Here is a 12,886-nt window from a genome sequence, read left to right as displayed (position 1 = left end):
TAAATTTTTTCATTCAAAAATATGTCAATTTGCAATAAAAAGCTCTGATAAATATTTCTCTGCAACAAAAAGATGTCTTTCAAGTTTCTCTTTAGGCATTTTATTTAAAAGTGCTATTTGCATTTTCATTCTAGGACTTGATGAAAATTTGTGTGAATATTTATATAAAAATCTCCAATAAAGTGCATCTAAAATTTCACACCAATTTTCATTTTTACTATAATCACTCATTTTTAAAAGATAATTTGAGCTTGCAATATAAGGCTTTGTAGTTATGCTTCCACCATCACTAAAACCACTCATTCCATAAACATTTCCAACCATTACCCAATCATAAGCATCAATATAATTTTTCATAAAAAATTCATAAACTTCATTTGGTTTTATTTCAAGTAGTAAAAATATATTTCCTAAAATCATAAGTCTTTCAATATGGTGGTTATATGCACTAATTTCAAGTTTTTTGATAGTATCATCAAGAATTTTTATTTCACTTCTGGCTTGAGTTACTTTTTTTGGCATAGGGTTTTTAAACTCAAAAAAGTTTGAATTTCTAAGCTTTACACCATCATCTTCATAAACTCTTAGCATAAATTCACGCCAACCAATAATTTGTCTTATAAAACCCTCTTTGGCATTATATGGAGCATCAAAATTTATTATTTTATCTATTAGTTCATGTAAATCAAGTAAACCAATATTTAAACTACTTGAAATATTTGAGTGAAATAAAAAAGATTGTTTTGTATCTTTTATAATTGCATCTTGATATGTTCCAAAGTTTTCAAATTTTTCTTTTAAAAAATAGTTTAGTTGTAAAGAGGCTTCATCAAAAGTTGTGGGATAATAAAAATTCTCACAAATTCCTACTGTTTTGAATTTCTGGCAGTAAGCTATTGCTTCTTCTACATATTCATTTTTGAAAGCTAAAGTAGGGGGTATTTTTATATCTTTTGGGAGTTTTTTTCTATTTTCTTCATCAAAACTATATTTATCAAAAAGAGGTTTTCCATTTTGCATAAATATATTTAACTCTTTCCTTCTATTTATATAAAATTTATGTAAAAATTTATTTTTATCTTTTGGGTTTATAAAGTTTGGATTTTTTAGAATTTTGATATTTGAGAAGTTCTTATAAACTTTTTTTTCCAAATAGTTATCAAAAAGTTCATAAACAAATATTTCATTATTTTTATAAATTTGAAGGTAACTTTCATCTTCATAATATTCAACTAAAATATTATTTTGCTTTAAATAATTTTCATAAAATTTCATACTAGCTCTGTGTAAAACAAGTTTTTGAATATGAAAATCATATTGTGTAAAAAATAGAAGTTCTTCTATTAAAAGAACTTTCTTATCTATAAAGTTTGATAAATTTTTAAATAGTTGATTTGGATATAGAATAAATATTTTCATAGATTTATTTTATTTGGTTTTTAGGTTAATTTGTAGAGTTTGATTGTTATTTTATAATATTTTACAAAATTGATTAACTAACAAATAAAAGCTACAAATAGTCTGTTTATTATTATAAATTTACAAAAAATAATAGGAAGAATTTTGAAAAGAGCAATAGTTTTAATGAACATGGGCGGACCAAACAATCTTAATGAGGTTGAAGTCTTTTTGAAAAATATGTTTAATGATAAATATATTATAGGTGCTCCTCAGCCAATTAGAGCTTTAATTGCAAAATTAATAATATTTAGAAGGTTAAATATTGCAAAAGAGAATTATAGAGAATTAGGGGGTATTTCTCCTATAGTTGGATATACAAAAAGATTGGTAAGAAGACTGCAAAAAGTTGTTGATGCTGATGTATTTTATGAGATGAGATATACATTTCCTTTTGCAAATGATATTATTAAAAAAGTAAAAGATTACGATGAGATTTATGCAATTCCAATGTACCCACACCACTCACGAACTACAACTTTATCTTCAATTGAAGATTTTATCTCTTGTGCAAAAAGTTTTAAAATAGATCATAAAATAAAAACTATTGATTATTACTATGATAATTTGTTTTACAACAAAGCTATAGTTGATAGAATAAAAGAAACTTTAAAAGATGATAGGTCAGAAGATTTTGAGTTGGTTTTTTCAGCTCATGGATTGACTCAAAGAGTTATAGATAAAGGTGATTTATATCAAAAACATATTTTAGAGAATGTTGAATTTGTAAAAAAAGAGTTAAAATTACAAAACATAAATTTTAAAAAAATTGATGTTGCTTATCAGTCAAGAGTTGGACCTATGAAATGGTTACAACCTTATATGGAAGATAAGTTAAAAGAGTTAGGTGAAAAGGTTATCATTTATCCTATATCTTTTACAGTTGATAATTCAGAAACTTTAGGAGAATTAGTGCTAGAATATGGTGAATTAGCAAAAGAGTACGGTATAAAGGATTATAGGGTTGCAAAAGCTCCAAACTCTAATCGAAATTTTATTATTGCTTTAAAATCGATTTATGAAAATTTAAAATTAAAATAAGGAAAAATCATGAAAAAAATAGTTAGTTTATTTTGTATGACTTTATTGTCATTATTTTTTGTAGCTTGTAGTACAAAACAAGATACAGATTTAAAAACTGTAGAAAAAGTAGATTTACAAAGATATCTTGGCGATTGGTATGAGATTGCTAGATATGAGCATAAGTTTCAAAAAGATTGTAAAAATGTAAAAGCAAATTACTCTTTAAGAGATGATAAAAAAATTCAAGTTGTAAATAGTTGTACAAAAATATCTACAAATGAGTTTAAAGATGCAAAAGCAGTTGCTTATAATGTTGATGAAACAAATAGTAAGTTAAAAGTTAGTTTTTTTAGACCATTTTATGGAGATTACTGGATTTTAGATTTAGATAAAGATTATAAATATGCAATTATTGGAACTCCATCTAAAGAGTATTTATGGATACTTTCTAGAGAAAAAACTATGAATCAAGATTTGTTAAATAAATTGTTAGAAAAAATTACAAATATGGGATTTGATAAGTCAAAACTTATTTATACAGTACAGGATTAAAATATGTATTTTCAAAAAGATAGTGCTAGAGAGTTTAGTTTAAATAAAAAAAAGAGTGTAAAACCAAGTAATTTATCTTTTAGTGAAAGTGATAAAAATAGACTTGTTGAGATGGCATGGCAAGATAGAGTCTCTTTTGACACAATAAAAGAACTTTATGGTTTTAGTGAAAATGAAATTAAAAAAATGATGAGAAATCTTTTAAAAAAGAGTAGTTTCAAGATGTGGAGAAAAAGAGTTCAAGGAAGAGCTACAAAACATAAATTAAAAGTTAGTTATAAAACTACAAGATTTCAGTAAATAAACTTATTTATAGAGCAAAATTAATTTTTTGCTTTATAAAATTCTTCAAAATCTTTTGCAGAAAGTGGTTTGCAAAAGTGATAACCTTGATATAAATCACAAGATATAGATTTTAAATATTGAAGTTGTTCAATAGTTTCAACACCTTCGGCTACAATTTTTAAATCAAGCATTTGTCCCATTTTAACAATAGTTTCTACAAATATTTTTCCATTTTTTGAATTCATATCATCTACAAAAGATTTGTCTATTTTCAGATAGTTTATAGGGTATTTTTTCAGATAAGATAAAGAAGAGTAACCTGTCCCAAAATCATCTAGAGATATATTTATTCCAAAATCATGGAGTTTTTTTAGACTTAAGTAAACTTTATCAGTTTGGTCTATTAAAATATATTCAGTTATTTCCAAAATTATTTTATTTGGATTTATTGATTTATCTTTAATTTTTTTAATTAAAATATCTTCAAAATTATTTTGTAAAAATTGTTTAGCTGAGATATTTATTGATATTGAAATATCAATACCTATTTTTTGCCAATTAATATATTGGTTTAAAGCATCATCTATAATCCATTCCCCAAGCTCAATAATAAAATCATTCTCTTCAGCTAAAGGAATAAATTCATTTGGTGGTATAAATCCTTTTATTGGGTCAATCCATCTAATCAATGCTTCTGCTCCAATTATTTTTGAAGTTTTTATGCACACTTTTGGTTGATAATATAGCTTGTAATTTTTTTCTTTTAAAGCTTGTCTCATTTGTTTATCTAGATTTATAATTCTTAAGACAGCTTCATTTAATTCTGCTGTGAAGAAGTGATATCTATTTCTTCCATGTTTTTTTGCTTCATACATAGCAATATCAGCATTTTTCATTAAAGAGATTATATCTTCAGCATCTTTTGGAAATATTGATATACCAATACTGCAAGATGTACTTACTGGATGGGTTTGAATTATCCAAGGCTTTGCTAATTGTTCTTGAACTCTTTTTATGATATTTGTAAGCTCTAAATTAGACTTAAAATCTTGAATTATTAAAACAAATTCATCTCCACCAATTCTTGCTACAAAATCATTTGGTCTTAAAATCTTTTTCAGAATTTTTGATATATTTTGTAATAGTTCATCTCCAACATTATGACCAAGAGAATCATTTATTGTTTTAAAATGATCTAAATCCATAAATAAAAAAGCAAATTCTTCTTTTTTTCTTCTTGCTGTTGGAATAAGCCTATGTAAAAATTCATTTAAAGAATTTCTATTTGCTAAACCGCTTAAAGAATCTGTTCTTGCCATCAAAAACAGCTCTTTTTTCTCATTTTCCAATCTAGAAAAAGAGTCAACCATTGAGTGTCTAATTGATTCTAGTTCTCTAATTTTAAAAGCTTTTGGAATCTTTGTATTATAGTAAGCAAGTTGTCTTAGTTTCTCAAGAGGATTTGTTATATATTTTTTAAAAATAAAAAATAGAATTAAAAATCCAATTATAGGTAGGATACCAAAATATATAAAAAATTCATCTCTATTTTTTATGAAATAAGAGTTTATATAATTCTTATCAATAACATAGATTAAATCTAACTTTTTTTGTTTATTTTGTTCATAAAAATTTATATTTTCACTTAAATAGTTTAAATTTGTTAATTTGTCATTGTATGTTTCTAAGTTATCTATGAAAGAGTTTTTTTCTAATTTTTTTATTTTAGGATCTGTAGTTAAAAGTAGTTCATTGTCATCAAAAACTAAAATATTACTTACAAAAGGGCTATTTGCCGAGATGTTTCCTATTTGAGCTCTAAAAAGTAAGATATCCTCTTTTTTTTCTATATTTTTTGAGATTGAATAGGCTTTTTCTTTTATATCATTTAAGATAGTAGTATAAATTACTTTTGATGTCTGTTCTTCTTGTTTTTGGAAGTAATATGCAAAAACTACATAAAAAATTGCAAGAAGTAAGAATATAAAAAATAGAATAAATCTTTGAATAGAAAAAATCATAGAATCTCTTTAGTAGAAAAATTATGATCTTTTAGATTTTTTAATATTTCTTTACTTGGATTCTTGTTTAGCCATTTAATATTAGAAAGGCTTCCTAAAAATTCATCATAACTTGTATCATATAGATAGTCTTTTATTGTTTCATAATATTTTTTAGGATCTTTTTCAAGTTCAATTATTGCCAAATCTATTATATTTTTTAATTCGAGTAATTCTTGTTTATGTTTAGCTAAAATATCATTTTTTGTAAACATTCCATCAATTATTAAAATATCTATACTGTCTTTTGTTGTTTCAATTGTTTTTAATCCGACTTTTTCTAAAAAAATATTGTAAGGATTATAAGTGATTACTATAGAAGGATTTTGAAATTCTCTTAATGCAGATATATAAGATTGATCTTTATTTATATAGTTAAACTTTTTATCTTTTAAATTATGTTTTATTATAAAATCTTCAAAAACAATAGAATTTATTGAATCTAATTCTAAAAATATATCTATTGTCTTTTCTTCATTCTTTAAAGAAGAGAGTTCTAAATTTGACATTATTACATCTCCTCCATCTGATTTATTTAAAAGCATAATGGGGATTACTTCAGGATTTTTTTGTGAAGCTACTTTATACTCATATTGAGTTCCCATGAAAATATCAGCATTTCCTGAGTTGAAAGTATGCAAATTCTCACTAAGAGAAACAACGTTTAAAAGTTCAATATTTAGTTTGTCTAAATAACCTTTCTCTTTTGCATAAATTAAAGGTGTATAGCCAATCCAATTTGAAGTTACTATTACTAATTCTTCTTTTTTATTATTTGAGCAAGAAGATAAAAATAAAATAGCCAAAAGACTTAAAAAAATAACCTTAATCATAAACTTTCCCCTAGTTTTGGTTAATATGTATTGATTCTATTTAAAAAGTCTTAAAAGATAAATAAAAATCTATTTTTTACAGAATTTAGTTTCAAATAGTGTTTAATTATTGGTAAGTTGATGCTTCACAAACTCTAAATAGTGCCCATCTTTTTCTTCTAATTCATTGTGTGTTCCACTTTGAACTAACTCACCATCTTCAAGAACAAATATTTTTGAAGCATTTTTAACCGTACTTAATCTATGAGCTATTGTAATAACTGTTTTATCTTTTAAAAATGACTCTAAATTTCTAAATAGCTTTGTTTCTGTGTGTACATCTAAAGCAGATGTTGATTCATCAAATATAACAACACTAGGATTTGCTAAAACCATTCTTGCTATTGATAATCTTTGTCTTTGACCACCACTTAATCTTATACCCATTTTCCCAACAATAGTATCTAAACCATTTTCTAAATTCTCAAACATTTCTTTAAGTTCAGCTATTTTTAAAGCCTCTAATATTTTATCATCAGATATATCTTCACCCATTGTAAGATTAAATCGTAGTGTGTTATTGAATAGTATAGGCATTTGAAGAACTAAAAATATATGTTCTCTTAAACTTTTTTTTGAGATTTTATCTATGCTTATGTTGTTATACAAAATATCGCCATCATTTTTGGCATAAAAACCAGCAATTAGTTGTGAAATTGTTGTTTTTCCACTACCACTTGCTCCAATTATTGCAACTTTTTCTCCACTTTTTATATCAAAGCTAATATTTTTTAGGGTGTTTTTATCTTTTGTATAAGAAAAACTCAAATTTCTTAAACTAATATCAACTTTTCTGTCTTTTAATTCTATATCTCCATCATTTTCAGTCTCTAACTCTAGTACTTTGTTTATTCTTCCCATTGCTGCTTTTGCACTTGCAAGTGAGTATTGAATAGATAATATCTCTTGAACAGGAGTCATAATAAACCAGATATATCCAAACATAGCAAACATTAAACCAATAGATAAATCGCTATAAGCTACTAATAGAAGTCCTGTTGCTCTAAATATTTCAAAAGCAAATAGAAAAATTGTATAGGAGAATTTTTCATAGGCCACACTTTTATAGTTAAACTCATTTGAAGCTTTTTTTATATCTTCAGCTTTTTGTATAGATGTATCAAAAAAACTATTTTCTTTGTTACTTGCTTTTATTTGAGAAAATAGATCCAAAGTTTCATTAATATTATTTTGAAAAGCTTCAATAGTTGTATTCTCTTCTTTTTTTAGTTCACCAGTTTTTTTTGCAATTCTTCTTGAAATTATCGCAATTGTTGGTTGTGTAAACAGTATCATGATTCCAAGAAGCAAATCTATTTTTATAATTACAAATGCAACTGCTATTAAAGTAAGAGAAGATGTAATTAATTTACTTGAAACATTTACAATAAAACTATCTAGGGTATTTACATCTGTTATTAAGTTTGCTGCAATTTTACCACTTCCAAGACTTTCATATTCGTTCATATTTACTTTTTTTAGATGATTTAGTAGTTTTACTCTAATATCAAAGATTACTATTTTAGATATTCTTGTAAATATTTTTGTATTAATTACCCCAAAAATAAAATGTAGAGCTCTTAGAACAATGACAACTACTGTTACAATTGCAACATAGTATAGTGCACTACCACTACCAAAAAACTCATTTATATTATTTACAAAAAAACTTGGTTTATCAAGTAGAACTTCATCAACCAGCAAAGGTAGCAATAAAGGAATTGGAACACTTATTAAAATCCCTATAACTGTAAAGATTTGACCCCAAATAAGACTCTTTTTATTATTTAAAAGAAGTTTATATATATATTTTAAAGATATTTTTTCATTCATGGATTTATTATATCCATTTTTAGCTACAATATACGATTATTATACAGTTCTTATGTAGTATAAAAATAAAAAAAGTTGGGTTGTATGCGAAGAGGTTTTTTAGTGTTTTTTTTGCTAGTTGTGTCTGTTTTTGCGAAAGAGAATTATAGTCAAATGAGTACACAAGAGTTAATTGAGATTATTGGTTTTGTTGATGAAAAAGATAAAGTATCATTTCAAAAAGAGTTAGAATTTAGAATTCCAAAAATGAGCTCTTTTGAAAGAGAACAATATGAAAAAAGATTAAACGAAACACCAGAAATAAAGGTAATAGAAGATGAAGAGTAAGATTTTATTATTAGAAGATGATTATAACTTAAGTGAAACAGTTGCTGAATATTTTGAAGAAGAGGGCTTTGAAGTAATTTGTGTTTACGATGGTGAAGATGCTATAAGTAAGATATATGAAGAAACTTTTGATCTTTTTCTTTTAGATGTAAATGTACCAAATAAAAATGGATTTGAAGTTTTAAAAGAAGCAAGAGCAAATGGAAAAACAACACCTGCAATTTTTATAACATCTCTAAACTCAATGGATTCTTTAGAAGAGGGCTTTACTAGTGGTTGTGATGATTATATTAGAAAGCCATTTGAGTTAAAAGAGTTACAATTAAGAGTTCAAACTTTAATAAAAAAAGAGTTTTCAAAGAAAAATGAACTAATTAAAATTGGAACTAATGTTACATTTAATCCAATTTCAAATGAATTAAAATGTGATAATGAAGAAGTTAAATTAAATTTAAAAGAGTTAAAACTATTAAAACTATTTTTACAACATCCAAATGAACTTTTAACACATGATAGAATTTACGATTTTGTATGGGATTATGACGAAGAGTATAGTGATAACTCTTTACGAACTTATATAAAAAATCTTAGAAAAATTTTAGGAAAAGATACAATTGTTAGCCTTAAAAAACTCGGGTATAGATTTATCCAAGAGTGAAACTAGAACTATAATTGGGTTTAGTTTAATTTACTCAGTTTTAGTTTTAGTTATTTTGGGAGTTATTACCTTTTTATATTATCAATTTAAAAAAGATTTGATGCTTCAAGATAAAAGGCAAACTCTTCAAAACTACTCAAATGATCAGATAGCAAGCCTCAAAGAGTTGCATATAAATATTGATAAATCAAATATTTATCCAAGAGATGAAAAATATAATTCAGCTATTTATGATAGTTCAAAAAAAATGATTTTTACAACTTTAGCTATGAATAATGTAAAACTTGATGAGGTTATATATCTTAAAGATGGCTATATTCATTTAATAAAAGAACCAGAGTCATATTATTTAGGTTCAAAGTATGTAATTGTTGAAATTAAAGATGATAATGTTTGGTTTTTAAAAATTAAATATAAAATGGTTTTTTGGTTTATAATAGCATTCTCAATACTTCTTTTTATTGGATATTTTATAGCAAAACTGTTTTTACGTCCAATGAGAGAATCTATACAAATGCTAGATAGATTTATAAAAGATACAACACATGAATTAAATACACCAATTGCTGCTATTTTATCAAATATACAGATGATAGATAAAAATAGTATAGATGAAAAGTTAGCAAAAAAAATAAATCGTATAGAAATAGGTGCAAAAACAATTTCAAATATTTATGAAGATTTAACATTTATATCTTTAAATAATCAAATAATTTCAAACAATGAGAAATTAAATTTGTCAGAAATTTTAAAACAAAGAATAGATTTTTTTAAATCAATAGCAAGTAGCAAAAAAATAGAATTTCAATTAGATATAAAAGACGATATTTTTATATTTTGTGACCTAAAAAAATTATCTAAGTTAATAGATAATATTTTATCAAATGCTATAAAATATAATAAATTTCAAGGTTTCATAAAAGTGACTTTGAAGCCTAATTTATTAGTAATTGAAGATAGTGGAAAAGGTTTAAGTAAAGAAAATTTAAAAAGTTTGTTTACAAGATATAAAAGATTTGATAAGAGTGTAGGTGGATTTGGTATTGGTTTGAATATTGTATCTATGATAGCAAAAGAGTATAGTTTTAAAATCGATGTTATATCAAAAGTTAATGTTGGGACAAGGATAAAAATAAGATGGCAAGATTAGTAATTTTTTTATGTTTAACATTTAGTTTTGCTTTTTCAAATCAAAAAAATATTTATGAAAAAAATTGTGTAGCTTGTCATAATAGAATTCCTGTTAGTATTGATAAATATTTTTATAGATATTTGTTGGAGTATAGTAGTGAAAAAGATGTAAAAGAAGCTATGTTTTTATTTTTAAAAAATCCAACATTAGAAAAAAGTTTAATGTCAGAATCTTTAATAAAAAGATTTGGTTTAAAAAAGAAAACGAAGCTTAGTAATGAAGCGTTAAGAGAAGCTTTAGATATCTATTGGAATGAATATAATCTTTTTGGAAAATTGAAGTAGTTTTTCACAATATATCCACAAATCATAGATACTCTTTCACAATTATAATTTGAAGGAATATCTTATGAAAAAAGTTGTATCAATATTTTTAATTTCAAGTTCTCTACTTTTTGCGAATAACAATTCTATTGGTTTAGATACAGTTGTTGGTGCAACTTTGGGTGTTGCTATCGGAAATCAGATTGGACATGGCAGTGGTAAAGATGCTGCTAAAGTTGCTGGCGGAATTTTAGGTGCTGTTATTGCGAATAGTACAAGGCCAAATGAAAGTTATGTTTCAAATAACTATTATGGTAATCCAAATAACCAATACAACAATGGATATTATGATGGTGGATATGAAAAATCTACAACTTATGTAAATAATTATTACTATAATGATCCATATTATAGACCCAGTCCACAAGTTTCAATAAATTATATTGGTGGACATCCTAGACCTCACCATTATGTTCCAAAACACCACCATAAAAAACATGGACATAATAAACATCATAATGGACCGAATTATTATGATGGAGGAAGAACAAACTTTTATGGAGGTTTTTCTTATTCAAGATAACTCAAAGCCTTTGCTTTGAGTTAAATTATTGTAGAATAATCAATGATTATTTTAGATTTTGAAACAAACACACATAATATTGGCGATGTTTTTGAAGTTGCCGCAGTTAAAATAGATAAAAATTTTAATGTTTTAGATAAATTCCACAGATACTACTTGTCAAGATATCCTCTTAATTTTTATTCATATTCAGTTCACAGATTAACTCCTGAATTAATACTTGATTATAGAAAGGATAAAACTTATAGCTCTTATTTTAGTGAAGATTTAGATTTTGAAGAGTTTTGCAAAGGTAGTTCTACTTTAATAGCTCATAATATAAGTTTTGAATTAAGACATATAAATAATAGAGTAATCTTTAAAAATCATATTTGTACTATGTCTGGAAATAAACATCTTGTAAAATCTTATGGTAAAAATGGAGTTTTAAAGAATCCAAAATTAGATGAAACTTGTAATTATTTTGGAATAGAGTTTGATTCATCAAAATATCATAGTGCAACTTATGATGTTACGAAAACTTATGAAATTTTAAAAAGAATGGATATAAAACTTTAAGAAATAAGTAAAATTTTACTCATTTCTTAATACATCAATTACATCAATTTTTGTAGCACGGCTTGCTGGATAATAAGATGATACAAGAACTATTAAAACAGCTCCAACAATTATAGAAACAAAATCTGTAAGAGCCAAATCTAAAGGTAATTTTGCACTTCCATAAACATCAGCAGGTAAAGATACTATATCAAAAGTATCAAGTAAGAAATAACCAATAAATCCTAAAATTATTCCTAAAATAATACCACCAAACCCTATAATCGTTCCAACTCTTAAGAAAATTGATTTTATCTCTTTTGAGCTAGCACCCATTGATAAAAGTAGGGCAATCTCTTTTCTTCTACTCATTACAGTCATTAATAAAGAAGAAATAATATTTAAAGAAGCAACAAGGATAATTAGCATTAAAACTATAAATAGAGCAGTTTTTTCCATTTTCATAGCAGCAAAGAAATTTCCATTTTGTTGCCACCAACCAACAATTCCTACACCTTCATCTTTTAATGTAATTTTTAGTTTTTCAATATCTCCAAAAGCATCATCTGATAATATATGTATTCCATCATAAACATTTGGTTCTTTTTGAAGTAGTGTCTGTAGAGCTTCAATAGATGTATACATGTAAGCTTTATCATAGGCATTTAGACCTGATCTAAAAGAACTCAAGTAATTAAATCTTTTCATCTTTGGCATAAGTGAAAAACCAGCAGGATTAAGTTCTGTAAAGTATAAAGTTACTTTGCTATCATAAGTTAGTAAAAGTTTATCACTTATACCAATTCCTGTAATTAAATCATATTTATTTATTAGCTGATCTTTTACAGCTTCTTTGTAAATAGGATTGATTTCTGCTTCATTTTGTGGAATAACACCAAAAATCATACCACCGCTCATATTATCACCATTTTGAACAATTGCTTGAGTTGATACAAAAGGTGAAAATTTAAGATTTGGATACTCTTTTGTAAGTTTATTTAATAACTCTTCATTTACAGTATTTGCCATTTTTGGGTAAATAGTAAGTGGATAATTCATAGTAAAGAGTTTTCTTTCAAACTCTTTTGCTGTACCATTCATAATCGCCATTGATAAAATTAAAACCATAACACCAATAGCAACTCCAATAAATGCTAGAATAGCACTTACAGAGATAAATGGATTTTTTTTATCAAATCTTAAATATTTTTTTACGATAAAATTTACTAAAGCTTTATTCAAA

At 25.1% G+C, this 12,886-nt stretch carries 14 protein-coding genes; 9 read left to right on the top strand and 5 right to left on the bottom strand.

What is annotated here, in order from left to right:
* Positions 1-24 precede the first annotated feature (24 nt).
* The gene (locus ACBT_RS07545) at positions 25-1,419 is read right to left on the bottom strand and encodes a cryptochrome/photolyase family protein (RefSeq protein WP_024776195.1); all 1,395 of its coding nucleotides are present in this window, start codon (positions 1,417-1,419) and stop codon (positions 25-27) included.
* Positions 1,420-1,563: 144 nt separating this feature from the next.
* Between ACBT_RS07545 and hemH the strand changes: the two genes are divergently transcribed.
* Genes hemH through ACBT_RS07530 form a run of 3 tightly spaced genes read left to right on the top strand, consistent with a single transcriptional unit; the run spans position 1,564 to position 3,333 of the window.
* A complete protein-coding gene (hemH, locus tag ACBT_RS07540) occupies positions 1,564-2,499 on the top strand; it encodes a ferrochelatase (RefSeq protein ID WP_024776196.1) in 936 nt (311 codons plus the stop codon).
* 9 nt (positions 2,500-2,508) lie between these two features.
* Positions 2,509-3,033, top strand: a complete 525-nt coding sequence (locus ACBT_RS07535; RefSeq protein WP_024776197.1) for a lipocalin family protein — start codon at positions 2,509-2,511, stop codon at positions 3,031-3,033.
* 3 nt (positions 3,034-3,036) lie between these two features.
* A complete protein-coding gene (locus tag ACBT_RS07530) occupies positions 3,037-3,333 on the top strand; it encodes a TIGR03643 family protein (RefSeq protein WP_024776198.1) in 297 nt (98 codons plus the stop codon).
* A 23-nt stretch (positions 3,334-3,356) separates the two neighbouring features.
* On the opposite strand, the gene ACBT_RS07525 is transcribed toward ACBT_RS07530, so the two are convergent.
* The 3 genes from ACBT_RS07525 to ACBT_RS07515 form a co-directional block, all read right to left on the bottom strand.
* Entirely contained in the window at positions 3,357-5,339 is a 1,983-nt protein-coding gene (locus ACBT_RS07525) for a putative bifunctional diguanylate cyclase/phosphodiesterase (protein WP_024776199.1), read from the bottom strand.
* Entirely contained in the window at positions 5,336-6,211 is an 876-nt protein-coding gene (locus ACBT_RS07520) for an ABC transporter substrate-binding protein (protein ID WP_024776200.1), read from the bottom strand. Before ACBT_RS07520 ends, ACBT_RS07525 begins: the two co-directional genes overlap by 4 nt.
* A 102-nt stretch (positions 6,212-6,313) precedes the next feature.
* Positions 6,314-8,083: an ABC transporter ATP-binding protein gene (locus tag ACBT_RS07515; protein ID WP_024776201.1), complete on the bottom strand. Its 1,770-nt coding sequence runs from the start codon at positions 8,081-8,083 to the stop codon at positions 6,314-6,316.
* 102 nt (positions 8,084-8,185) lie between these two features.
* On the opposite strand from ACBT_RS07515, the gene ACBT_RS07510 reads away from it, so the two are divergent.
* The 6 genes from ACBT_RS07510 to ACBT_RS07485 all read left to right on the top strand — a co-directional run bounded on the left by ACBT_RS07510 (position 8,186) and on the right by ACBT_RS07485 (position 11,664).
* A complete protein-coding gene (locus ACBT_RS07510) occupies positions 8,186-8,410 on the top strand; it encodes a DUF1104 domain-containing protein (RefSeq protein WP_169729052.1) in 225 nt (74 codons plus the stop codon).
* Positions 8,400-9,068 carry a response regulator transcription factor gene (locus ACBT_RS07505; RefSeq protein ID WP_024776203.1) on the top strand — a complete coding sequence of 223 codons (669 nt, stop codon included), beginning with the start codon at positions 8,400-8,402 and terminating at the stop codon, positions 9,066-9,068. The genes ACBT_RS07510 and ACBT_RS07505 overlap by 11 nt, the downstream gene beginning before the upstream one ends.
* Entirely contained in the window at positions 9,025-10,218 is a 1,194-nt protein-coding gene (locus tag ACBT_RS07500; RefSeq protein ID WP_034218859.1) for a sensor histidine kinase, read from the top strand. Before ACBT_RS07505 ends, ACBT_RS07500 begins: the two co-directional genes overlap by 44 nt.
* Entirely contained in the window at positions 10,206-10,544 is a 339-nt protein-coding gene (locus tag ACBT_RS07495) for a hypothetical protein (protein ID WP_024776205.1), read from the top strand. The genes ACBT_RS07500 and ACBT_RS07495 overlap by 13 nt, the downstream gene beginning before the upstream one ends.
* A 64-nt stretch (positions 10,545-10,608) precedes the next feature.
* On the top strand, positions 10,609-11,106 hold the full coding sequence (locus ACBT_RS07490; protein WP_024776206.1) for a glycine zipper 2TM domain-containing protein: 498 nt from the start codon (positions 10,609-10,611) through the stop codon (positions 11,104-11,106).
* Positions 11,107-11,148: 42 nt separating this feature from the next.
* The gene (locus tag ACBT_RS07485) at positions 11,149-11,664 is read left to right on the top strand and encodes a 3'-5' exonuclease (RefSeq protein ID WP_024776207.1); all 516 of its coding nucleotides are present in this window, start codon (positions 11,149-11,151) and stop codon (positions 11,662-11,664) included.
* A gap of 15 nt (positions 11,665-11,679) precedes the next feature.
* Here ACBT_RS07485 and ACBT_RS07480 read toward each other — a convergent pair whose 3' ends face one another.
* Complete coding sequence (locus ACBT_RS07480; RefSeq protein ID WP_024776208.1) at positions 11,680-12,885, bottom strand: ABC transporter permease; 1,206 nt, start codon at positions 12,883-12,885, stop codon at positions 11,680-11,682.
* Position 12,886 lies beyond the last annotated feature (1 nt).

This window comes from Aliarcobacter cibarius (assembly GCF_013372265.1).
GTDB classification, from domain to species: domain Bacteria; phylum Campylobacterota; class Campylobacteria; order Campylobacterales; family Arcobacteraceae; genus Aliarcobacter; species Aliarcobacter cibarius.
Note: the sequence above shows the minus strand (reverse complement) of the source record. Positions and strands in the feature narration are given on the sequence as shown.